Source organism: Microbacterium sp. 2RAF4, from assembly GCF_052115285.1.
GTDB classification, from domain to species: Bacteria; Actinomycetota; Actinomycetes; order Actinomycetales; family Microbacteriaceae; genus Microbacterium; species Microbacterium oxydans.
Genome location: NZ_JBFRGI010000002.1, coordinates 19,865 through 42,163 on the forward strand (window position 1 = coordinate 19,865; position 22,299 = coordinate 42,163).

Sequence of the window (22,299 nt, forward strand, 5' to 3'; positions counted from 1 at the left end):
CGGAAGAACCTGCGAGCGACAGGTCGCTGCCCGTGAGTCTGGACGCCCTCTTCCCGGACGGCCTCTCGCCGTGGCAGATCGTGCTCGCTGTCCTCTCGGTCCTGGTCGGTTGGCTCCTCTCCCGTATCGCGCGCAAGGGCGTTCTCAAGCTGACGAAGCGGGCGCCGGGCATCTCCGATTCCGTGGCCCAGCTGGCCGCACGGTTCGCCCAGTATTCGCTGCTCCTGATCGGTATCGGGGTCGGGCTGGCCTTCCTCGGCGCGAATGTCCAGCCGCTCCTGGCGATGACCGCGATCGCGGTCGTCGTGCTGATACTCGTGCTCCGTGGCGTCGCGGACAACTTCGCGGCCGGGGTGCTGATCCAATCCCGCCAGTCCGTGAAGATCGGCGAGGAGGTCGAGGTCGACGGCCCCGACGGCGCACTGCGCGGGGTCGTGCAGGAGCTCAACGGCCGGTCGGTCATCCTCTCGACGGTCGACGGTCGGACGGTGCACGTGCCGAACGCCGCCCTCCTCACCGGGGTCCTGGTCAACGACTCTCGCCACGGTGCGCGGCGCAGCACCCTCGACATCCGGGTCGAGCGGGCTGACGGGATCGATGCCGATGATGTCGTGTCGATCATCTCCCGCGCCGCGAGCGAGGCCGAAGGAGTGCACACCCGCGAACATCCGGGCGTGATCTTCACATCGGTCTCCCCGACCCGGTGGATGCTCGCGCTCCGTATCTGGCATCACCCGCTCCATGGGACCTCCGTGGTGTCGGCCACGGTCCGCCACGTGGCAGCGGCATTGGAAGATGCGGGTCTGCGAGCTGTCGTCACGGGACATCAGGACGTCCCGCCGCTGGTCGCTCCCGAGCCCTTCTGACCTGTCGACTACGCTTTCCGCGTGACCACCTCGCCTGCGCCGGAGCGCTCCCCCGACCGGATGCCCCCCAGCCTGCGGGTACTGCTCCTTCTTGCGGCGAGCGCAGTGACTCTCGCCGGCGTCTACTTCGCGCGCGATCTCCTCGGACCCGTCGCGCTCGCGATCGTGATCGTGGTGATCTGCGATCCTCTGCGTCGACCGCTCGAACGGCGGGGGTGGCCGCAGTGGGCCAGCACGACCGCCGTGATCCTCGTCGCCTACCTGATCCTCCTGGTCATGGGCGCGCTGCTCTGGCTGGCCGGCACGCAGTTCGCGCGCCTCATCGCCGACCTCGTCTCGGAAGGCGGACTGGCGAAGACGGTCGATGATCTCGTCGCCTGGCTGCAGTCCCTCGGCCTGGACGAGGAGGCGTCGGCCGCCGCGGCTTCGGTCCTCGATCCGACGACGCTCCTGGGACTCGCACGCAGCATCGGCGGGACCGTGATCAGCGTCGCGACCGCCCTGTTCTTCGTCTGCGCCTACATCATCTTCATGGCGGTCGACGCGGCCCGCTATCGGGACGCTCCGTCGGTGTTCGGGGCGTCCAAGGCCGCGGTCATCGCCCGGATCACTCGGCTCAACACCGGCGTGCGCCGCTACTACATCGTCAACGCGACTTTCGGCGCGATCGTCGCTGTCATCGACGGTCTCGCACTGTGGTGGATGGGTGTTCCCGCGCCCGTGGTCTGGGCGATCCTCGCGTTCGTCACGAACTTCATCCCGAACATCGGCTTCGTGCTCGGGCTCATCCCGCCCGCGATCCTGGCCTTCGTCGTCGGAGGGTGGCCTCTGCTCATCGGTGTGGTCGCGGTCTACTGCGTCGTGAACGTGGTGCTCCAGGTGCTCGTGCAGCCGAAGTTCGTCAGCGACGCCGTCGATCTCAGCCTGACCCTGAGCTTCTTCTCCGTGATCTTCTGGACCTTCATCATCGGCCCGCTCGGTGCGATCCTCTCGATCCCGCTCACGCTCCTCGCACGCACGCTCGTCTTCGAGGGCGATCCCGACGCGCTCTGGGTGCGGTGGCTCTCGGGCGACCGCACCGCCGTCCCCCCTGTACGGGAGCCGGAGCCCGCCCCGGCGACACGGCGGGGCCGACGGCGGCGCACACCTCGTCGCCGCTGAGAATGCACCTCAGGACGCACCCGTCGTAAATCACCAGGGGTGAGTTGCGGTCGATCCGTGGTCCGGCGACCCCTCCGGTGGGATCGTGGACGCGGGAGCGCTCGACCAGGGCGCCGGCGGATGGAGGCGATGTGCAACGTCCACTCGCAGGACTGACCAGACGCAACTTCGTCACCGAGTTGACCGCGGGCGTCACTCTGCTCGCGATCGCCATCCCCCTCAACATCGGGTATGCGCAGATCGCGGGCCTGCCGCCCACCGCCGGGCTGTACGCGCTCATCGTCCCCACGATCGTCTACGCCCTCGTGGTGTCCTCCCGCCAGCTGGTCGCCTCACCCGATGCCGCAGCGGCAGCACTCGTCGCCTCCTCGATCGGCGGGCTCGCCGCCGCCGGAAGCGCGGATTACGCCACGCTCGCGCTCGCCCAGGCCATCATCTGCGGCATCATGTTCGCATTGCTCGCGGTCTTCAAGCTCGGGTTCCTCGCGAACTTCCTCTCCAAGCCGATCCTGGTCGGGTTCGTCGGCGGTCTCGCCCTCGACATCATGGTGAGCCAGCTCGCGAAGATGCTCGGCGTCAGCATCGACTCCGGGAAGGACTTCACCGGGAAGGTCGCCGATCTGATCGGCGGACTCTCGACGCTCAACGGATGGGCCGTGCTGATCTCGGTCTGCTCCGTCGCCGTGCTGCTGCTCGGACGCAGGTTCCTCCGTGCCGTCCCGTGGGCGCTGATCGTCCTGGTGGCGACGACCATCGTCGTCGTCCTGACCGGGCTCGACCAGCGAGGAGTCGACGTCCTGGGTGAGGTCCCCGCCGGTCCGCCTGTGCTCACCTGGCCCGTGATCGACTGGTCGCTGTGGCTCATGCTCGTCCCGTCGGCGATCGCGTTGACGCTGGTCACCACGGCCGAGGGGCTTCTGGTGTCGAGGTCGTATTCCGAGAAGCACGGCTACCCGTTCCACGCGAACCGCGATCTCCTGGCGTTCGGCGCGGCGAACATCGCCGCAGGCGCCCAGGGCAGCTTCTCGGTCGGCTCATCGACCTCCCGCACCGCCGCCATGGACCAGGCGGGTTCTCGTACCCAGTTCCCCGCGCTGATCCTCGCGGCGGGCACTCTCCTGCTGCTGCTGTTCGGCACCGCGCTCCTCGCCGATATCCCGTCCCCGGCGATCGGAGCGATCGTCGGCGTCGCGATCATCCCCCTGCTCGGCATCCGCGAATTCATCGATCTGTGGCGCAAAGACCGGTTCGAGTTCCTGATCGGCGCGACCTGCTTCCTGGTCACCCTGTTCATCGGTTCGATCCCCGGGATCCTCGTCGCATTCGTCCTCGCGCTGATAAACCTGGCCAAGCGCGCAGCCAATCCGGCCATCGACGTCCTCGAATCCACCGGCGACCCCGGTGAGTCCCTCCTGGAGGATGCCCCTGCCGGAACCATGACCGCCCCGGGGGTCGTGGTCGTCCGACTCGCCGCACCCCTGTTCTTCGCGAACGGGGCGGTGTTCTCCTCTGCGGTGAAGACCGCCGTCCGCGCCGCCGGTGAGAACGATGTCCGTCATCTGGTGGTCGATATGGAAGCGGTCACCGACGTCGACGTCACCGGCGCCGAATCGTTCGCCTCCCTCAAGGAATGGCTCTCCGACCGCTCCATCTCCCTGTCCTTCAGCCGAGTGCGTCCCAACACCGTGCACCGGCTGATGGCCCTGGATCTCCTGGCTTCCGAACACGTCTACGCGACCAACCGCGAGGCGATCGCGATGCTCGCCGCTCCGGAAGCGGGACGAGCCCCCCTCGAGAAAGGACCCTGATGGGTACCGTCATCGGCGACATCCTCCCGCTCGCGCTCGGCGTGGCGATCAGTCCGATTCCGATCATCGCCGCGATCCTCATGCTGCTCTCGCCCAAGGCGCGGGTGACCAGCGTCGGCTTCCTTCTCGGCTGGGTGCTGGGGATCGTCGTCGCGGTGACGGTCTTCACGCTGGTGTCCTCGCTCCTGCCGGAAGAGGACGCCGACGCGTCGCATCCGATCCGTGGCGTGGTGCAGCTGGTTCTGGGGGCTCTGCTCCTCCTGCTGGCTTTCGGGCAATGGCGCAAACGCCCCCGACCGGGAGAGGAGGCCGAACTGCCGAAGTGGATGAAGGCGATCGACACGATCACCTTCCCGTTCGCGTTCGGGCTCGGCTTCCTGCTGTCGGCGGTGAATCCCAAGAACCTGATCATGGCCGCCGGCGCCGGTACGGACATCGGCGGCGCGGCGCTTCCCGTGGGCTCGATCGTCGTGGTGATCGCCGTGTACACGATCATCGCCGCCTCGACGGTGCTGGTCCCGGTCATCGGCTACCTCGTCGCGGCTGATCGGCTCCGAGCACCCCTGGATGCTCTCCGCGGTTGGCTGGCGGCGGAGAACGCCGTCATCATGGCGGTTCTGCTGCTGGTGATCGGCATCTCGATGATCGGAAAGGGCATCGGCAGCTTCTGAGGCACAGCAGCGGGGCTGTGGAAGGAGGGATGACGTGGGCGAGTTGATCCTCGACCTGGTGCCCGTCGCCCTCGGCGTCGTGCTCAGCCCCCTCGCCATCATGGCGCTCGTCGCCGTACTGCTCTCCCGCAACGCGAGGACGAACGGGATCGCCTACCTGCTCGGCTGGTTCCTGGGCCTCGCCGGCATCATGGCGCTCGGTCTCTGGCTCTTCCCCATGTTCGCGGTGCACGAGCACAACGAGCCGCCCCTGTGGGTACCGGTGGTCCGCGTACTGATCGGGGGCTTCCTCGTCTCGGCGGCTGTCTGGGTCTACCGGAAGGGACGTGCCCGCATCGAGCAGATGGCGGCGGCCGCAACTCCTCGCGATGTGGTGGACGCTTCTCCCCAGCTGCCGGGCTGGCTGCATTCCGTCGAGTCGTTCCGGCCGGGGCGCACCTTCCTGCTCGGCCTCGGCCTGTTCGTGCTCAACCCCGTGGACGCGTCGTGCGCCATCCTCGCCGCCCTGGACATCACGCAGTCCGACGTCGCGCCCGGCGCCGCGACCGCGGTCGCTGGGGTGTTCATCGTGCTCGGCACCCTGCCGATCGCCCTGCCGGTGTTCTTCGTCCTCGCCCGTGGCGCGCACGCCCAGCCCGTGCTCGACCGCATGCGCTCCTGGATCGCCGGCAACACACACGTGCTCAACGCGGCGCTGCTCCTCGTGATCGGCGCCCTCCAACTCGAGAAGGGGATCGCCGCGCTGATCTGAAGTCCACACGGGGACGCGCAGAGTTCACCCGGATGAAGCGCACCCGACTCTGATGCCCCCGCGACTCGCACCGCAGTACGTTGAACGCGGCGGGGAGCCGCATCGTTCCACCAAGATGAAGGAGACCCACGATGGCTCGCGAATTCCAAGGCAAGATCGAACTCGACGTGCGCGATTCCGTTCCGGACTGGGACGCCTTCCGGCCGCCGACGCCACCGAGCGGCGCTCCGAACGTGCTGGTCGTCCTGTATGACGACACGGGCATGGCGGCGTGGTCGCCGTACGGCGGGCGCATCAACATGCCCACGATGGACCGTCTCGCTCAGAACGGCCTCACCTATTCCCAGTGGCACACGACGGCGCTGTGCTCCCCCACGCGGTCGACGTTCCTGACCGGACGCAACCACCACCTCAACGGCTTCGCGACGATCTCGGAGTCCTCCACGGGCTTCCCCGGTTACAACTCCCACATCCCCGAATCGAACGCCACCATGGCGCACGTGCTCCGTGACGCCGGCTGGTCGACCTTCTGGGTGGGGAAGAACCACAATGTGCCGATCGACGAGTGGACTGCCGGTGCGTCGAAGAAGCACTGGCCGCTCGCCCAGGGGTACGACCGCTTCTACGGGTTCATCGGCGGAGAGACCAACAACTGGTATCCCTCGCTGGCTGAGGACAACCACTACATCGACCAGCCGTACCTGCCGGAAGACGGGTACCACCTCTCGAAGGACCTCGCCGACCAGGCCCTCACGATGATCCGCGACGTCAAGCAGACCGAGCCGGAGAAGCCCTGGTACCTGTGGTTCTGCCCCGGCGCGAACCATGCTCCGCACCATGCCCCGCAGGAGTACATCGACAAGTACAAGGGGCAGTTCGACGACGGCTACGAGGCCTACCGCGAATGGGTGCTCGCCCGGATGATCGAGAAGGGGATCCTTCCCGCCGACACCGACCTGACCGCGTTGAACCCCATGCCAGAGGGGACGTTCACCCCGAGCGACGAAGTGCGCCCGTGGGACGAGCTGAACGACGAGGAGAAGGCGATGTTCTCGCGGATGGCGGAGGTCTACGCCGGCTTCAGCGAGTACACCGACTCGCAGGTCGGCCGTATCGTCGACTATCTCGAGGAGTCGGGGCAGCTGGACAACACCCTCATCATCTACTGCGCCGACAACGGGGCATCTGGCGAGGGCAGCCCCAACGGCTCGGTCAACGAGGGCAAGATCTTCGGCGGTTACCCCGACGACGAGGCGGAGAACCTCCGCATGGTCGACAAGCTCGGCTCACCGGAGACGTACAACCACTACCCGACCGGATGGGCCGCGGCGTTCTCCACCCCGTACAAGATGTTCAAGCGGTACACCTATCAGGGCGGCGTGTGCGACCCGCTGGTGATCCACTGGCCCGCCGGGATCAAGGCACGGGGGGAGGTGCGCCATCAATACCACCACTCGACCGACATCGTGCCGACGATCCTCGAGGCGTGCGGGGTGACGTTCCCCGAGACGTACAACGGCGTCGAACAGACCCCGCTCTCGGGTGTCTCCATGGCGTACTCGTTCGATGCCGCGCCCGACGGGGTGACGGAGAAGAAGACGCAGTACTACGAGATGTTCGGCCAGCGCGGCATCTGGCATGAAGGCTGGAAGGCCGTCACGGTGCATGGTCCGGTCAGCGGCAAGGGCGACTTCGAGAACGACGAGTGGGAGCTGTATCACACCGACACCGACCGTGCCGAGGCGAAGAACCTCGCAGCCGACCACCCGGAGAAGGTCGAGGAGCTCAAAGCGCTCTGGATGACCGAGGCGAAGGCCAACGACGTGCTGCCGCTGAACGATCTCCAGATCATCGGAAACGCGAAGGACTTCGAGACCTTCGTGGCCATGGAGTTCCACCAGCCCGCGCCACCCTCCGGCCGGTTCATCTACTACCCCGGTACCAGCGAAGTCCCTGAACGGTCGGCTGCGAACGTGCACGGGGTCTCCTACAAGATCGCGGCCGAGGTCGAGTTCACACCCGACACCGAGGGTGTCATCTTCGCGCACGGCTCGCGCTTCGGCGGCCACGCCCTGGTCGTGAAGGACGGGCAGGTGCACTACGTGTACAACTTCCTCGGCATCCCGCCGGAGGACCGCGTATCCGCACCCGTTCCGACCTCCGGGAAGCACATCATCGGGGTGGAGTTCACGAAGGAGGGCATGGGTGAGTACCGCGAGGGAGTCGGGCCCGTGAAGCTGTACGTCGACGAACAGGTCGTCGGTGAGAAGCAGATCCGCACGGTGCTCGGTCACTTCTCCTTGTGCGGCGAGGGCCTGACGATCGGTCGAGACAGCGCCGATCCCGTGTCGTCGCTGTACGGGTACGGTTTCGACTTCACCGGGGGCGAGATCGCGAAGGTCGTGTTCGACATCGCGGACGACGCCTACATCGACCTCGAAGCACATCTGGCAGCAGCCATGGCACGCGACTGAGTCGCTCCCCCGCGGCGGCTGCGCGCGCTACTCGATCCCGAGAGCGTGCGCAGCCGCCGTCACGCTGTCCCGGTCGGAGACGCCCAGCTTGCGGTAGATGTTGCGCACGTGCGTCTTGACCGTGTTCGGGGAGATGAACTCCTGCTCCGCGATCTCCCTGAGCGTCGCGTTGCGGCTCAACGCCGCGAGCACGATGCGTTCGCGACGCGTGAGCTCCTCCTCGACGAGCACTCCGGCTGCGGTGAGTCGTTCGCGGACGCGATCCGCGAAACGACCGCGTGAGCCGGGAGTCGCGCGTGCGGCGAGAAGGCGCGCGACGACCGGCCCGGCGTCGGCGAATCGTCGGATGTGCTCCTCCGGTTCGGCCAGGGCGAGCGCAAACGACAGCGACACCTGCGCCTGATCGGGACAGCCGGCCTGCACTTCGATACAGGCAGCGACCAGCCAGGCGTCGATCATCGACGCGGGGAGAAGGCACGGCGCCATCCCCTCCAGCACCGGAGCGAGAGCGGCCCGCGCCGGCTCGAACTCCTGATCGTGCAGCGCGGCGATCGCGCGGAGCACGGCCACCTCGCCGACCTCTCCGAGAGCGTCTCCGACATCGTGGATGAAGCGGTCTCTGAGGGCGTACTCTCCGAGATCGTTCAAGGCGCGCGTCGCGAAGGCACTCATCATCGCGTACCAGTGCACAGGCAGCGGCATGTCATCGCGCGGTGCGAGGTTCTCGACAAGCGCGAGAGCCGCCGCATGCGCGTCGATGGCGCCATCGGCGTTCAGCAGGGCGATCATGCCGCGCAGACCGCGTGCGATAGCCGGCTCCGTTCCGGATTCGATGATCTCGGTCGCCGTACGCAGCGTCTGATCCACGTCGGCGACGAGCATCTGTTCGAAAGGCACCCAGTACCGCCACACCCGCGTGACCTCGTAGAAGGAGTCCGCGGGCGTGCCGAGCGCGCGCCAGCGCTCGTCGAGGAGCACACCGGAACGCAACACCTCTCGCATCCGCCCTCGGAAGAGGTCGGCCGTGTTCAGGATCGCGGCCGCCTGCAGTTCCGCCGCGGCAGTGCCCGCGGCGTGAGCATGGTCGCCCGCGAGCCGGGCGAACCGGTCGGCATCGTTCAGCGCCCCCGTGTACAGCTCTGCCATGGCGGCCTGCAGGAACACGTAGGTATCGAGTTGCGACTCCCCCGACACCTCGTCGAGACCCGGCTCCAGCCGGTCGAGCGTGTCCGAGAGGCCACCGCGACGCACCGCCGTGTGCAACTCGAGACCCTTGAGCCATTGACGGACCGGAACGGAATCCTCGAGTTCGGACCCCGACTCGAGCAGCGCCGCAGCGCTGGCGGGCTCGCCCTGTGCCAGCTCCGCGGACGCCGTCAGCATCCGCATGGCAGGCTCCGCGAGCAGAGGACGAGGAAGTCGCGCGATCGCTGCGACCACCTCAGCGGCATAGCCCATGAGGATCAGCTGCATCCCACTGCGACGGAGGATCCGTGAGGTCGAGCAGTGGTCGCCGCTCCGCGCGGCATGGAACATCGCTCGCTCGTGGTCCTGCTCGACCGCGAACCACTCCGCGGTCACGCTCTCGAGCTCCTCGACGGCGGCCTCTCCTCTGTCCTTCAGGCGGGCATAGAGAAACTCCCGCAACAGAGGATGGTAGTGATACCAGACCGGCTCCTGACCGCTGCGGCTGATCAGCACGTTGAGTCTCATGAGCTGTTCGATCAGCGGCTCGGCCGGCGTTCCGCCTGTCAACTGCGAGGCCAGAGCCGGTGTGAACGACTCCGGCACCGAGGTGAGCACGAGGAACTCGCTGAGGCTCTCGTCGAGATCTGCGAAGACCTCCTCGGCGAAGTAGTCCGTCACCGTCGGAGAGTCACCGCGCAGCGGGAGGACCGTGGCGAACGAGTCATGCAGCGCCGCCAGCTCCAGCAGCCGGAGTCCAGTAGCCCACCCCTCGGTGCGCAACAGCACGGAGGTGATCTCGCCCTGCGAGAGCCGCATCCCCCTCGCACGGAAGAACGCTCGCACCTCCGCCGGCGTGAATGCCAGGTCACGGCTTCCGAGTTCCAGCGCCATGCCGACGATACGTCGACGCGCAAGAGGCAGACGCCGGGTTCCGCGTCCGGAGACCACGACGTGGGCGGTGCCCGGCACTGCGCTCAAGAAAGCCGACAGCATCTCGACGAGCGACCCTGTCTCGATCAGGTGCACATCGTCGATGATCACGACGACCCGACGGTCCGCGACGCGGAGGGCCCGTGCCAGAGCGCGCGCCCTCTCCGTCGACCACGGGCCCGTGAGGCGGTCGAGCGCTTCGCGCAGCAGGGGGTCTTCGACGCTCCCGAGTGCAGACTGCAGGGGCTCGAGGTCCCGGTGCCAACGCTGCATCGATAGCCACACCACACGCGATCGATCGTCGTCCGAGGAGGCCATCGAATGCGCCCACCGGGTGAGCAGCCGGGTCTTGCCCGACCCCGCGGGGGCCGACAGGACGGTGAGTGTCCAGGGCTCGTCCAACGCAGCGGAGAGTCGTGACAGCAGTCGGGCTCTGGGGATGTCACCAGGGCCTGTGGGGAGTGGAGGAATCCACGCTGAATCGACGTCTGGCTGTTTTTCGACCATCAAGAGCCCCCGGTGAAATGTTAGATGCTACGTCCTCCCCTTCTCGAAGTATCCCACCATGGGAGCGCGCACATCAAGCGACTTTCGTCCAGAACCCTCAACGGGAGATCGCGCTTCGCTGCCGGATGAAGCCGACCACCGAGGGCAGCACAGCGCCGAACAGCAGAGCGAGCCCCACTCCGAGAAGCGTCTCCAGTGCGCGTTCCGCGAATCGAGCCCCCGGCGGCTCCGGCGAGGTGGACATGATGAGGGTCAGGGCGAGGAACGTGGTGAAGCCGGGCACGACGTACCATCGGCTCTCCTGGATGGCGCAGGTGGATCCGACGACAGCGCCGACCACGAGCCCGGTCTCGAGACCCCCCGGAGCCAGGACAGCCAGACCCGCGGCCGCGAAAGCCCCGATGAGCACCGACGCCGCACGACCCATGCTGCGCGCGATCAACTGCCCCCTGACCGGACGCATGACCAGGAGCACCGCGCCCGTCGCCCACCCCACGTGTTCGAGATCGAGAGCGAAGCCGATGGCGGCGGCGAGCGCCGCAGCCATACCGAGGAGGATCCCGTAGACCAGGAGAGCCCGCCCCCGAGGTAGCGGACTGGCGGCACGGGCCCGCTCTTCGCGCTCGGGCCAGAGCAGGGAGATCATCCACGCGTACACCGAGCCGGCGATGATGCAGGCGGCGAATCCCGCCGTGGCCGAGGACCAGGAGAAGCTCAGCCCGATCCCCGTCATCGGCAGCACCAGCACGAGGACCAACTGCCCGAGCCGACCCCGCGGGGCGTTGAGACTCGCGACGATCGCGAGCCCGAGCACGGCGACCACGGCGACCACGGGCCACTCCGCCAGCAGCGCCCCGAGAAGCAGGCCGAGGGCGCTCAACGTGCCGACGACGGGGATGGTGGTGCGCGCTCTCCTGCGGGGTGGGAGGCCGAAGGCGGCGGCGGGTATCACGCCGATCCCGAGCGCGACACCGAGCGTCGGATGGAAGGGGGCGACGACCATCGCCGGCGCGGCGAACAGCAGGCCGAGGCCGAATCGCGACCATCGCCAGCGCAGCCCGGCATCGTCACTCATCCATCTCTCCCTCAGCTCCGTCTGCCGTCTTCCCGATCCGCGGACGCGACGCCGTCACTCACAGATGCGTGCACGCGACCGTGCGATTCCAGTCCGAGGAACCACGGTGTGCGGCGTGCGACCGCGGCTGCACGCTCGGGAAGCGCTGCGATGTGCAGCACGATGCCGAGTTGAGCCAGCTCTCCGTCGAGGTTCTCCAGAGCGTCGAGGACGGTGATCGTCATCACCTCCTGCTGCATCAGACCCAGTACGAGCACCCGGACCGGCTGCTTCTCGGCCCCGACCAGCGCGAGGATCTGCTTCTCGTTGGCCATCGCGTTCGCCGTGTAGAGTCCCCGTTCGAGACGGAGTCCCAGCGCGTCGCCGACGCGAGCCTCGACCGTCACCTTCGGCACGTTGAGCTCGCGGAGCACCAGGATCAAGGTCACGACCACGCCGACCGCCACAGCCGGGAGAAGGCCGGCGGTGAGCCCGAGGATCGCGACCGCGAGAGCGATCCAGAAATCCACAGGACTGATCCGCGCCCACCGCACGAGTTCGGGGATGTTGATGAGCCCGGCGACGGCGACGAACACCATCGCGGCCAGCGTCGCCTCGGGGAGCAGGCTGAGAACGGGTCCGAGGAAGAGCGCGACGAGCACGGCGAGCACCACGGTGATCAGGGTCGCCACCTGGGAGCGCGCCCCTGCGCTCTGATTGACCGCGCTCTGCGAGAAGCCTCCCGCAGCGGGCATCGTGCCGAAGAATGCGCCGACGGTGTTCGCCGCGCCCGTCGCGAACAGCTCCTGGTCGCTGTCGATCTGAGGTTCGGTCGCCGCCCGCAGGCTGCGCGCGACGGCCGCGGACTCCAGGAACGCCATCACGGCGATAGCGAGGGCGCCGGGCACGAGGACGACCGTCTGCGAGAAATCGGGGATGCCCGGAACAGGGAGTCCGCTCGGCACCGGCGCGATCAGGTCGACACCGTAGCGATCCAGACCGGCGAAGGCGACCAGGAGGATTCCGGCGACCACGGCGACGAGCGTGCCCGGCACGCGCGGAGCGAACCGCTTGAGCACGACGATCACGAGGATCGAGCCGGCGGACAGTGCGACGGTCGGCCAGTTCACACTGTCGAAGGCCTGTGCAACCGCGCCCAGCGACTTGAGGAATCCATGACCGGAGAAGTCATAGCTCTCGCCCAACAGTTTCGGGAGCTGTCCGACGGCGACCGTCGCGCCGACACCGATCTTCAACCCGAGGACTGTGGCGCCGCTGATGTTCTCCACGAGCGAGCCGAGGCGACAGAGTCGGGCGATCAACAGGATCACCCCCACGAGCAGTGTCAGCATCATCAGGGAGCCGATCGCATCGTCGGATCCCGCGGCGACTCCCGCGGACACCAGGGTCGTCGCGGTGAGGGTCGCGATCGTCGAGGTCGTCGAGACGCTCATGGCGCGGCTTCCACCGAGGAACGCGTAGACCAGCATCGGCAGGATGCACGTGTAGAGCCCGACCTGCACGGGAAGATTGGCGATCGTCGCGTAGGCCATCCCCTGCGGGATCACGACGGCGCCAGCCGACAGACCGGCGACGACGTCACGGACCACCCACTGCCGACGATACCCCTCGACCGTGCTGAACAGCCATGGCGGTCTTCTCGTCGCGGTCATCCGCTTCTCCGTCCTCCGGTCGTCAGAAGCGTACTGCGGGGGCATGCGGGGATCGAGTGATCCCGCGATCGGCTCACCCTGGTGAACTCCACCGGGAAAAGGTGCGCTGCGCCCGTCGATCGTGATCGAGTTGTGCACAATCGAATAGCGTGCAATGCTGTCTTCGTGCCGATGACCGATGAGATGCTCTGCTTCTCCCTGTACTCCGCCGCGCGTGCAACCACGCAGGCATACCGGACGCTGCTCGCACCCTGGGGTCTGACCTATCCGCAGTACCTGGTGCTCGCCGCGCTCTGGCTCGACGGCGAGCAGACGATCGGGTCGCTGGGCGCGGTGATGCGCCTGGACTCCGGCACGCTCTCCCCGCTCGTCCGGCGACTCGAGCAGGCCGGACTCGTGACCAGGACCCGCGGCCGCGACGACGAGCGCGTGGTGATGGTGACACTCACCGACAAGGGCCAGGATCTGCGGGCCGAGGTGGCGCCCATCCACACCACCATCGCGTCGATCTCCGGGCTCCAGGATGAGGAGCATCGCCGTCAGCTCATCGCCGAACTGCACGACATCACCGACCGTCTTCAGAAGACCACGAAGGATCTCGCCGACGCCCACCAGAGCGACCGGCCCTGATCGAAACCCCGAGAGAGAACGGAATCGCCATGCGCGCACTCATCCACCCCACCTTCGGCGCTCCGGAGGAAGTCCTCCGGGTCGAGGATCGACCCCTTCCGGAGCCCGGTGAAGGCCAGGTCCGTCTGCGGATCGTGCTCTCCCCCATCCACAACCACGACCTGTGGACCGTTCGCGGCACGTACGGCTTCAAGCCGGAGCTCCCCGCCGCGTCGGGAACCGAAGCCCTCGGAGTCGTCGACGCGCTCGGCGCCGGAGTCGAGCACCTCGAGGTCGGCCAGCGCGTCGCCACCGGCGGAACCTTCGGCGCCTGGGCCGAGTACATCGTGACGAATGCCGCCGGGGTGATCCCGATCCCGGACGGCCTTCCTGACGAGACGGCAGCTCAGCTGGTCTCGATGCCCTTCAGCGCGATCACGCTGCTGGACTTCCTCGATGTGCAGGCCGGTGCCTGGATCGTGCAGAACGCCGCGAACGGAGCCGTCGGACGCATGCTCGCGCAGCTCGGCTCAGCACGCGGAGTGAACGTGCTCGGCCTGGTGCGCCGGAGCGCGGGGGTCGACGAGCTCCGCGCACAGGGCATCGACAGGATCGTCGCGACCGATCAGCCCGATTGGAAGGAGCAGGTCGAGGCGATCACCGGAGGTGCGCCGATCGCCGCCGGCGTGGATTCCGTCGGTGGCGCATCCGCCGGTCAGGTTCTCTCGCTGCTCGCGGAAGGCGGCACGTTGGTCGCGTTCGGGGCGATGGACTCCCCCACCATGGAGATCGCCTCCTCCGACGTGATCTTCAAGCAGGCCACGGTGAAGGGCTTCTGGGGCAGCAAGGTGATCCCGAGCCTCGATCAGGCCACCCGCAGCGCGCTGTTCGGCGAACTCTTCCAGCGCCTCGCCGACGGCAGCCTGACGTTGCCCGTGGCCGGCATCTTCGACGCCGCCGACATCAGCGCGGCGGTGCGTGCGAGCGACACGCCGGGTCGCGTCGGCAAGGTGCTGCTCCGCTTCTGAGCGGGTCGCCGACGAGGGTCTTCCGCATGTCGGCGACCCGGTGCAGAGTGTGGCCATGGAGATCACACTCGGACAGCCCGAGGGGCTCGTCGTCAGTCCCGCATTCAGCCATGTGGCCGTCGTCCCGCCCGGGGCCACGACGGTGTATGTCGGCGGCCAGAACGGTGTCGACACCACCGGAGCCGTCGTCTCGAGCGATGCCGGCGAGCAGTCCGCTCGCGCTGTCGAGAACGCCAGGATCGCCCTCGAGTCCGTGGGTGCAGGGCTCGAAGACGTGATCAGCTGGACGGTGCTGATCCATCAGGACGCGGACCTGCGCGCGGCGTACGGCGCTGTCGCCTCGCGGCTGGCACGGGACGGAGCCCCTCCCCTCGTCACCGCGGCTCTCGTGGCGGGGCTCGGAGTCCCCGGCGCCCTGATCGAGGTGAGCGCGGTCGCAGCCGTGCTGCGCCCCTGAGCGGACGATGCTTCCCACGATGTCCAGGTGCGGGGTCAGATCCTCCCCCGCACCGGCGTGCGCTCGACGCCGTCATCCTCCGGTGCGGTCATCTCCGCACGGACCCCGAGCAGTCGCACCTCCCGCTCCCGCTCGAGCGTGCCGGCGAGCGCCGCGGCAACCGCGACGAACTCTGCACGGTCGGTTGTCGGCGCGGAGAGCTTGCGGCCGAAGGTCTTGGTCTCGAACGGGGCATATCGCACCTTGAGGTGCACTCGGACGACCGGCCGCCCCTCCGCGGCGCAGTCGTCGAACGCGTGGGTCGCCAGATCGCGGATCGCCGTATCGACCTGCTCCGGCGTCGTGAGGTTCTCCTGGTAGGTCATCTCCCGGCTGTGGCTTCGCGCAACCCAGGGCGTGTCGTCGACGGTGCTCGGACCGATCCCGGAGCCCAGCCCGTGATACCAGACGCCCATCCGCGGTCCGAACTCGGTCACAAGGGTCTGCTCGTCCGCCTCGGCGAGATCTCGCACCGTCGAGATGCCGTGGACTGCGAGACGCTTCTGCACCTTCGGCCCGACACCCCAGAGGTCGCGCGTCGGCTTGTCGCCCATCACCTCGAACCAGTTGTCCGCGGTGAGGCGGAAGACGCCGCGGGGCTTGCCGAACTCGGTGGCGATCTTCGCCCGGACCTTGTTGTCCCCGATCCCCACCGAGCAGTGCAGCTGTGTCGCCTCGAACACCGCCTCCTGCGCGGAGGAGGCCACGCCTTCGGGAGAGTCCGTCTGCACTCCGAGGAAGCACTCGTCCCATCCCACCACTTCGAGCACCACCCCCGGCAGCGCACGGAGAGCCGCCATGACCTCGTCGGATGCCTGTGCGTAGGCGTCCCGATCGACCGGGAGGAACACGGCATCGTCCGGCGCCTTCCGTGCGGCGATCTTCAGCGGCATGCCCGAGCCGATGCCGTACTCACGGGCTTCGTAGGAAGCGGTCGAGACCACCGCTCGCTCGGTCGGGTCACCGCGTCCGCCCACGATCACCGGACGACCGGCCAACTCCGGTCGGCGCAGCACCTCCACCGCCGCGATGAACTGATCCATGTCCACGTGCAGCACCCAGTCGGCCATGCAATGAGTGTGACCGGTACCGGCGTGGATGTCACCCCTCGATCGTCACCGGATCGCGAGACCGATCGCGGTGACCATCACAGCGAGCAACGGCAGGGTTCCCTGCATCGCCGCAGCGCGCACCTTGGTCCGGTCGGAGAGCACGAGCACGAGCGCGGCGGCGAGCATCATCCCGGTTCCGGCGAAGACGAGGGTGAGCCCCACCGTCTCGGCTCCGACGATCACCAGGCCGATGCCGAGCAGAGCCGTCAGCGCGAGGAAGAGGTTGTAGAAGCCCTGGTTGAAGGCCAGCTGCTTCATCGTGACCGCGTCCGCCTCGCTGGGGACGCCGAAGATCTTCCTCGTCTCCGGCTCGGTCCACCGCAGCGACTCGAGCGCGAAGATGAAGACATGGAAGGCCGCAGCTGCGGCAGCGAGGACGAGTCCGACGATGAGCATGGGCTGATTCTTCCGTTCTCGCGGGCCGGGAGCAAGCCGACAGCACCGGCGCGCTCGGACCTCCTCGTCACACGAGGAAGATCGGAAGGAGCCCAGGGTTGTGTGCGTGCACCAGCACGGCGAACACCACCGCATCGAAGAGCAGGTGCACCGTCACGACATAGGCCAGCGAGTGCGTGCGCAGGAAGATGTACCCCTGCAGCATGGCGAACGGGATGGTCAGCACGGGTCCCCACTCGCGGTAGCCCAGCTCCCACAGGAAGGAGACGAAGACGATGGCCTGCAGGATGTTGGCCAGCAGGTCGGGGAAGTGCCGGCGCAGCAGGGCGAACACGGTGCAGATGAAGAACAGCTCGTCCCAGATGCCCACGGCGCCGACCCCGACGAAGAGGCGGGCGATGAGGTCGGGAGTGTCCACGACCGGCCAGTTCTGGTACACCCCGCTGGTGATGAAGTAGAAGGGCAGGATCAGCCAGCCCAGCACGAGCACCGCAACGAGCCACCCCCATTGCAGCCGCCCCCAGCGCTTGTGCGTACGCCAGGGGAAGCCGATGGCCCGGTCGCGATAGACGAACCTCGAGATCACGTAGGGAACCGCCACCGCGCCGCCCAGGGCGAGCGTGAACCGCAGCATCGCGAGGTTGTCGAGTTCCGCTGCCAGCGGGATGATGCTCACGATCAGCAAGCCGATCGCGATCAGCGAGAGATCGCGTGTGAGCGAAGGGCGGCGTGGGCTCCCGGCTGGATCCACGCCCCGCTCGCCGCGACGGCGTTCGACGAGGCGGCGTTCGACCAGGCGGCGTTCGAGGAGGCCGGCGACCGCGATGCCGGCGGCGAGGAGCGTCCAGCCCAGCCACGGGATCTCCAGCACGAAGAATGCCGGGGCTGCGGAGCACACGAGCAGCGCGGGAAGGATCCCCATCTGCGACGCCGTGTCGCGCCGCGTGTCGGTCACGCGCGGGTCCTGCGCCGGTACACGAGATCGCGGATGTCCCGCCCCTTCGCGATGCCCTTGCGCTCGAACGCGGTCATGACGCGACCGTCGAATCGTTCGGCCCACTCCCCCTCGAACGCACGCTCGAACAGCGGATCCGCGTCGAGCACATCGCGCATCTGGAGGGCATAGTCCTCCCAGTCGGTCGCGAGCCTCAGCAGGCCGCCATCACGAAGCGCTCGCGCCGCGGCGTCGCCGAATCCCGGTCTCACGAGGCGTCGCTTGGTGTGCTTCTTCTTGTGCCACGGGTCGGGGAAGAAGATCCACACCTCGCGTGCCGCCGCCTCCGGGAGGAACGATGAGAGGACCTCCGGCGCGTTCGCCTCGACGACGCGCAGGTTGCGGGCGCCCTCCCTGTCGGCGTCGAGCATGGTCCTGGCGAGGCCGGCGCGGAACACCTCGACGGCGAGGAAATCGTCCTCGGGGCGCGACGAGGCCGCGGCCACGATCGCGTGCCCCTGACCCGATCCGACCTCCACGTAGAGGTCGGCGGTGCGCCCGTACTCGGTCGCAGGATCGAGGCGCGCCTCGGGGTGCACGGAGGTCCAGGCGACGTCACGGGGAACGTCGAGCAGATAGTGCGGGCCGAGCTCGGCGAAGGCGCGCTCCTGCGCGTCGGACATCCGGCCGCTGCGGCGCACGAACGACACCGGCTCGTCTCGGAAGGTACGGGGTTCGGGCATGTTTCCAGGGTAGCCGTCGACATCCGACGCTCCGGCGTCCCCGGTACCCGGGTTCAGGCCGCCGGCGCGGTGACGAAGTCGATGAGCTCCTCCACACGGCCCAGCAGCGCCGGTTCCAGGTCCCGATAGGTCGTGACCTTCGAGAGGATGTGCTGCCACGCGCGCGCGATGTCGGCCTGCGTCTCGTGCGGCCAGCCGAAGGCACGGCAGATTCCGACCTTCCACTCGATGCCGCGCGGGATCTCAGGCCACTTCGTGATGCCAAGGGCTCGCGGCGTCACACACTGCCAGACGTCGACGAACGGATGACCGACGATGCGCAGATGGCGTCCGTGCGGGCCCCGTGCGACCGCGTCGGCGATGCGCGATTCCTTCGACCCAGCGACGAGGTGGTCGACGAGCACCCCGTAACGCCGTGTCGCGCTGGGCGGCTCTGCGGCCAACAGGTCATCGAGCAGGTCGACGCCCTGGAGGAACTCGACGACGACGCCCTCGACCCGCAGGTCCGCGCCCCACACCTTCTCGACGAGTTCGGCGTCGTGCTTGCCCTCGACGAGGATTCGGCTGGGCAGAGCGACGCGGGCGCGCTGATCGGCCACCACGAACGAACCGGATGCCGTGCGCCGCCGCCCCTGGTCGGCAGCGGTGGGCACGATCAGCCTCACGGGTGCGCCATCGATGAGGAACCCTCCGCCGAGGGGGAACAGCCGCCGACGGCCGACGCGGTCCTCCAACTCGACGTTGCCGCCCTGGACGCGCGTGACCGCACCGCAGAAGCCGTCGTCGGCGACCTCGACCACGAGGTCCGGCTCGGCCGCGACCTGGGGCACCTTCTTCGCGCCGCGCTCGCGCCAGCCCGCCGCGAGCACGTCGGAACCGTAGATGTCGTCCATGCCTTCCAGCGTATGTGCCTCCGCTGAGGGCGAACGGCGAACCCGTGTCGAGTGCTGTCGCGTGTCGGGCCCAGTGCATAGACTCGTGACATGGGGCTCGGCTGCCGGTCGGAGGGAACACGATGACGAAACGGTGGCTCACGCTGGCCGCACTCACTCTCGCCGTCGTCGCCGGTGCGTTCAGCACCTCCGCGGCATCCGCCACCGATCCCGTCACTCTCGATGCCGGATACGTCACCGACCAGGCCGGAGTGCTGAGTGCCGACGAAGAGGCGACCGTGGAGGCCCGGCTCCAAGAGCTGACGGACAATTCGAGCGCCGATCTGTTCGTCGTGCTCGTCGACGACTTCACGAACCCGTCCGACAACGTGCAGTGGGCCGACACGGTCGCACAGAACAACAATCTCGGTACCGAGCAGTACCTCCTGGCGATCGCGGTCGACGGGCGCAGCTATTACATCTCCGCTGCCCCCGACGGTCCGGTGAGCTTCGGCCAGCTCGACAGCATCGAGGACAAGATGGTCCCCTTCGCCACGGACGGCGACTGGGTCGGCGCCATCACTCTCGCCGCCGACGAGATCCAGGGCGACGGGGGCGCCGGCGCGCTCCGCATCGGGCTGATCGTCGTCGCCGTCGTCGTCGTCGCGCTGCTCGTGTGGCTCGTCGTGGCACTGGTGCGCCGAGCTCGCCGGCGGGCGGAGATCCGCGAGCGAGGCGCCATGCCGGAGACTCCGGATCCCGCCGACCCCTTCTCCACTCTCACCGACCAGCAGGTAGAGACGCAGGCAGGACTCGCGCTCGTGCAGGCGGACGATGCCATCACCTCGAGCAAGGAGGAGCTCGGTTTCGCCGTCGCGCAGTTCGGCGATGCAGCCACCGAGGAGTTCACCCGGGTCGTCGATGCGGCGAAGGCGAAGATCTCCGAGGCCTTCGATCTGAAGCAGAAGCTCGACGACGAGATCGAGGATTCGATCCACGACCGCCGCGCTTGGCACATACGCATCATCCGGATCGCCGACGAGATCGACGACATCCTGGACGACAACACCGAAGCGTTCGACGAGCTCCGAAAACTGGAGCAGAACGCCCCGCAGGCGCTCGAGCGTGTCCGCGGTGAGCGTGCGGCGCTCGATGCTGCCCTCGCTTCTGCGGCGCCAACCCTCGACGCGCTGTCCGCCACCTATGCGCCGGCGGCTCTCGCCACCGTCGCGGACAACCCCCTGCAGGCACGCGAACGGGCCGACCTCGCGGATCGGTCGATCGAGGCGGCGGCGCAGGCCATCGCAGCCGGACGTTCAGGCGAGGCCGCATTCGCGATCCGCACGGCCGAGCAGTCCGTCGCGCAGGCCGCGCAGCTCGCCCAGGCGGTGACGACGCTGGGAGCGGAGCTGGCGACGATCGAGGCCCAATCTCGGGCCCTCATCGCCGAACTGCAGAGCGACCTCGCCGCCGGGCAGCAGCTGCCCGACCCCTCCGGCGCCATCGCCGCTGCCGCTTCTGCCACGGCCCAGCAGCTCGAGGCGGCGCAGACCGATCTGAGCGGTACCGCACGCGATCCACAGCGCGTGCTCGAGGCTCTCACCGCCGCGAACACGCAGATCGACGCCGCGATCGCACAGGGCAGGGAGAGCGTCGAGCGTGCCCGCCGCGTGCAGCAGCTGCTCGATCAGACTCTCACGCAGGCGAACTCCGAGGTCCGCGCGGCTCGGGACTTCATCGAGACCCGTCGAGGGACGGTGGGCTCCACCGCGCGCACCCGCCTCGCGAACGCGGAGGCGAGCCTGTCGCAGGCGCTGAATCTGCGGGCAACCGACCCCGATGCGGCGCTCGCGGAGGCGAACCGTGCGCTCGCTCTGGCGGCGCAGGCCACGTCGGCCGCGCGGTCGGACGTGCAGGCGTACACCCCTTCCGGCTACGACCAGGGCGGCTTCGGCGGCCCGTTCGGCGGGTCCGGATCCTCGTCGGGCGGCTCAGGACTCGGCGGCGACATCCTCGGAGGCATCATCGGTGGGCTGCTCGCCGGCGGTGGCGGCGGTTCTTCCCGTCGAGGAAGCAGCAGCGGATGGCGCTCCTCCGGCGGCGGCTTCCGGAGCTCCGGTTTCGGAGGCGGCTCCCGCAGCAGCGGCCGCAGCGGCCGATCGGGAGGTAGACGCTTCTGATCCCCCACACAGACATGTACGACAAGCTCTCGAAGACGCCCTCTGAAAGGAACCACGCATGACCAAGCAGTCCATCTTCGGACGTATCTCGACCCTCGTCCGCGCGAACATCAACTCCCTGCTGGACTCTGCGGAAGACCCGCAGAAGATGATCGACCAGCTCGTTCGCGACTACACGAACAGCATCGCCGACGCCGAGTCCGCGATCGCCGAGACCATCGGCAACCTGCGCCTGCTCGAGCGCGACCACGAGGAAGACGTCCAGGCCTCGACCGAGTGGGGCAACAAGGCTCTCGCCGCCAGCCGCAAGGCCGACGAAATGCGCGCGAGCGGCAACACGGCCGACGCGGACAAGTTCGACAACCTCGCCAAGATCGCTCTGCAGCGTCAGATCAGCGCCGAGCGCGAGGCCACCGGTGCCGAGCCGCAGATCGCGGCGCAGACCGAGATCGTCGACAAGCTCAAGAGCGGCTTGAACGGCATGAAGGACAAGCTGGTCGAGCTCAAGAACAAGCGCAGCGAACTCCTCGCCCGTGCCAAGGTCGCCGAGGCGCAGACCAAGGTGCAGGATGCCGTGGGCTCGATCAATGTGCTCGACCCCACCAGCGAGCTGGGCCGGTTCGAAGACAAGGTCCGCCGCCAGGAGGCCATCGCCCAGGGCAAGATCGAGCTCGCGGCGTCGAGCCTCGACGCCCAGTTCGAGAGCCTGGAGGATCTCGGCGAGCTGACCGAGGTCGAGGCACGTCTGGCCGAGCTCAAGGCCGGCGGCGGCGCTCCCCGTCAGGCCATCGAAGGCAACTGACATCACTCGGCGGATGCCTCGGCCGTGCGCCGAGGCATCCGTCC

At 68.1% G+C, this 22,299-nt stretch carries 19 protein-coding genes; 11 read left to right on the plus strand and 8 right to left on the minus strand.

Features of this window, described 5'->3' with window-relative positions:
- Positions 1 to 32 precede the first annotated feature (32 nt).
- The 6 genes from AB4070_RS04345 to AB4070_RS04370 all read left to right on the plus strand — a co-directional run bounded on the left by AB4070_RS04345 (position 33) and on the right by AB4070_RS04370 (position 7,731).
- Positions 33 to 866: a mechanosensitive ion channel family protein gene (locus AB4070_RS04345; protein WP_441979048.1), complete on the plus strand. Its 834-nt coding sequence runs from the start codon at positions 33 to 35 to the stop codon at positions 864 to 866.
- A gap of 21 nt (positions 867 to 887) precedes the next feature.
- Positions 888 to 2,027 carry an AI-2E family transporter gene (locus tag AB4070_RS04350; RefSeq protein WP_441979049.1) on the plus strand — a complete coding sequence of 380 codons (1,140 nt, stop codon included), beginning with the start codon at positions 888 to 890 and terminating at the stop codon, positions 2,025 to 2,027.
- 131 nt (positions 2,028 to 2,158) lie between these two features.
- Positions 2,159 to 3,835 carry a SulP family inorganic anion transporter gene (locus tag AB4070_RS04355; protein WP_441979050.1) on the plus strand — a complete coding sequence of 559 codons (1,677 nt, stop codon included), beginning with the start codon at positions 2,159 to 2,161 and terminating at the stop codon, positions 3,833 to 3,835.
- A complete protein-coding gene (locus tag AB4070_RS04360) occupies positions 3,835 to 4,506 on the plus strand; it encodes a GAP family protein (protein ID WP_441979051.1) in 672 nt (223 codons plus the stop codon). The genes AB4070_RS04355 and AB4070_RS04360 overlap by 1 nt, the downstream gene beginning before the upstream one ends.
- Positions 4,507 to 4,540: 34 nt before the next feature.
- On the plus strand, positions 4,541 to 5,257 hold the full coding sequence (locus tag AB4070_RS04365) for a GAP family protein (RefSeq protein ID WP_441979052.1): 717 nt from the start codon (positions 4,541 to 4,543) through the stop codon (positions 5,255 to 5,257).
- Positions 5,258 to 5,388: 131 nt separating this feature from the next.
- Positions 5,389 to 7,731, plus strand: coding sequence for an arylsulfatase (locus AB4070_RS04370; protein ID WP_441979053.1), 2,343 nt, complete (start codon positions 5,389 to 5,391; stop codon positions 7,729 to 7,731).
- A gap of 27 nt (positions 7,732 to 7,758) precedes the next feature.
- Here AB4070_RS04370 and AB4070_RS04375 read toward each other — a convergent pair whose 3' ends face one another.
- From AB4070_RS04375 to AB4070_RS04385, 3 genes are all read right to left on the minus strand, one after another.
- The gene (locus AB4070_RS04375) at positions 7,759 to 10,251 is read right to left on the minus strand and encodes a LuxR C-terminal-related transcriptional regulator (RefSeq protein ID WP_441979054.1); all 2,493 of its coding nucleotides are present in this window, start codon (positions 10,249 to 10,251) and stop codon (positions 7,759 to 7,761) included.
- A 202-nt stretch (positions 10,252 to 10,453) separates the two neighbouring features.
- Positions 10,454 to 11,431, minus strand: coding sequence for an FUSC family protein (locus AB4070_RS04380; RefSeq protein ID WP_441979055.1), 978 nt, complete (start codon positions 11,429 to 11,431; stop codon positions 10,454 to 10,456).
- A gap of 11 nt (positions 11,432 to 11,442) precedes the next feature.
- On the minus strand, positions 11,443 to 13,083 hold the full coding sequence (locus AB4070_RS04385) for a SulP family inorganic anion transporter (protein ID WP_441979056.1): 1,641 nt from the start codon (positions 13,081 to 13,083) through the stop codon (positions 11,443 to 11,445).
- 171 nt (positions 13,084 to 13,254) lie between these two features.
- On the opposite strand from AB4070_RS04385, the gene AB4070_RS04390 reads away from it, so the two are divergent.
- Genes AB4070_RS04390 through AB4070_RS04400 form a run of 3 tightly spaced genes read left to right on the plus strand, consistent with a single transcriptional unit; the run spans position 13,255 to position 15,177 of the window.
- Positions 13,255 to 13,713 carry a MarR family winged helix-turn-helix transcriptional regulator gene (locus AB4070_RS04390; RefSeq protein ID WP_441980539.1) on the plus strand — a complete coding sequence of 153 codons (459 nt, stop codon included), beginning with the start codon at positions 13,255 to 13,257 and terminating at the stop codon, positions 13,711 to 13,713.
- 29 nt (positions 13,714 to 13,742) lie between these two features.
- On the plus strand, positions 13,743 to 14,720 hold the full coding sequence (locus AB4070_RS04395; RefSeq protein WP_441979057.1) for a zinc-binding dehydrogenase: 978 nt from the start codon (positions 13,743 to 13,745) through the stop codon (positions 14,718 to 14,720).
- A gap of 55 nt (positions 14,721 to 14,775) precedes the next feature.
- Entirely contained in the window at positions 14,776 to 15,177 is a 402-nt protein-coding gene (locus AB4070_RS04400; RefSeq protein WP_441979058.1) for a RidA family protein, read from the plus strand.
- 35 nt (positions 15,178 to 15,212) lie between these two features.
- Here the strand turns inward: AB4070_RS04400 and AB4070_RS04405 are convergent, their stop codons facing one another.
- The 5 genes from AB4070_RS04405 to AB4070_RS04425 form a co-directional block, all read right to left on the minus strand.
- Positions 15,213 to 16,286: a DNA polymerase IV gene (locus AB4070_RS04405; protein WP_441979059.1), complete on the minus strand. Its 1,074-nt coding sequence runs from the start codon at positions 16,284 to 16,286 to the stop codon at positions 15,213 to 15,215.
- A 45-nt stretch (positions 16,287 to 16,331) separates the two neighbouring features.
- A complete protein-coding gene (locus tag AB4070_RS04410) occupies positions 16,332 to 16,724 on the minus strand; it encodes a DUF1304 domain-containing protein (protein ID WP_441979060.1) in 393 nt (130 codons plus the stop codon).
- A gap of 67 nt (positions 16,725 to 16,791) precedes the next feature.
- A complete protein-coding gene (locus AB4070_RS04415) occupies positions 16,792 to 17,646 on the minus strand; it encodes a CPBP family intramembrane glutamic endopeptidase (protein ID WP_441980540.1) in 855 nt (284 codons plus the stop codon).
- 29 nt (positions 17,647 to 17,675) lie between these two features.
- Positions 17,676 to 18,401: a tRNA (guanosine(46)-N7)-methyltransferase TrmB gene (gene trmB / locus AB4070_RS04420; protein ID WP_046749446.1), complete on the minus strand. Its 726-nt coding sequence runs from the start codon at positions 18,399 to 18,401 to the stop codon at positions 17,676 to 17,678.
- Between the two features lie 53 nt (positions 18,402 to 18,454).
- Entirely contained in the window at positions 18,455 to 19,294 is an 840-nt protein-coding gene (locus tag AB4070_RS04425) for a DUF3097 domain-containing protein (protein WP_441979061.1), read from the minus strand.
- Positions 19,295 to 19,416: 122 nt separating this feature from the next.
- Between AB4070_RS04425 and AB4070_RS04430 the strand changes: the two genes are divergently transcribed.
- Both AB4070_RS04430 and AB4070_RS04435 read left to right on the plus strand, forming a co-directional pair.
- Positions 19,417 to 21,453 carry a TPM domain-containing protein gene (locus AB4070_RS04430; RefSeq protein ID WP_441979062.1) on the plus strand — a complete coding sequence of 679 codons (2,037 nt, stop codon included), beginning with the start codon at positions 19,417 to 19,419 and terminating at the stop codon, positions 21,451 to 21,453.
- 58 nt (positions 21,454 to 21,511) lie between these two features.
- A complete protein-coding gene (locus tag AB4070_RS04435; protein WP_441979063.1) occupies positions 21,512 to 22,255 on the plus strand; it encodes a PspA/IM30 family protein in 744 nt (247 codons plus the stop codon).
- Positions 22,256 to 22,299: the final 44 nt, after the last annotated feature.

What these genes read in the sequence shown, in the direction of transcription:
- AB4070_RS04360 (WP_441979051.1), top strand. Translation starts at nt 3,835, where the DNA reads ATGGGTACCGTCATCGGCGACATCCTCCCGCTCGCGCTCGGCGTGGCG.
- AB4070_RS04370 (WP_441979053.1), top strand. Translation starts at nt 5,389, where the DNA reads ATGGCTCGCGAATTCCAAGGCAAGATCGAACTCGACGTGCGCGATTCC.
- AB4070_RS04380 (WP_441979055.1), bottom strand. Translation starts at nt 11,431, where the DNA reads ATGAGTGACGATGCCGGGCTGCGCTGGCGATGGTCGCGATTCGGCCTC.
- AB4070_RS04385 (WP_441979056.1), bottom strand. Translation starts at nt 13,083, where the DNA reads ATGACCGCGACGAGAAGACCGCCATGGCTGTTCAGCACGGTCGAGGGG.
- AB4070_RS04390 (WP_441980539.1), top strand. Translation starts at nt 13,255, where the DNA reads ATGACCGATGAGATGCTCTGCTTCTCCCTGTACTCCGCCGCGCGTGCA.
- AB4070_RS04395 (WP_441979057.1), top strand. Translation starts at nt 13,743, where the DNA reads ATGCGCGCACTCATCCACCCCACCTTCGGCGCTCCGGAGGAAGTCCTC.
- AB4070_RS04400 (WP_441979058.1), top strand. Translation starts at nt 14,776, where the DNA reads ATGGAGATCACACTCGGACAGCCCGAGGGGCTCGTCGTCAGTCCCGCA.
- AB4070_RS04405 (WP_441979059.1), bottom strand. Translation starts at nt 16,286, where the DNA reads ATGGCCGACTGGGTGCTGCACGTGGACATGGATCAGTTCATCGCGGCG.
- AB4070_RS04410 (WP_441979060.1), bottom strand. Translation starts at nt 16,724, where the DNA reads ATGCTCATCGTCGGACTCGTCCTCGCTGCCGCAGCTGCGGCCTTCCAT.
- AB4070_RS04415 (WP_441980540.1), bottom strand. Translation starts at nt 17,646, where the DNA reads ATGGGGATCCTTCCCGCGCTGCTCGTGTGCTCCGCAGCCCCGGCATTC.
- trmB (WP_046749446.1), bottom strand. Translation starts at nt 18,401, where the DNA reads ATGCCCGAACCCCGTACCTTCCGAGACGAGCCGGTGTCGTTCGTGCGC.
- AB4070_RS04425 (WP_441979061.1), bottom strand. Translation starts at nt 19,294, where the DNA reads ATGGACGACATCTACGGTTCCGACGTGCTCGCGGCGGGCTGGCGCGAG.
- AB4070_RS04430 (WP_441979062.1), top strand. Translation starts at nt 19,417, where the DNA reads ATGACGAAACGGTGGCTCACGCTGGCCGCACTCACTCTCGCCGTCGTC.
- AB4070_RS04435 (WP_441979063.1), top strand. Translation starts at nt 21,512, where the DNA reads ATGACCAAGCAGTCCATCTTCGGACGTATCTCGACCCTCGTCCGCGCG.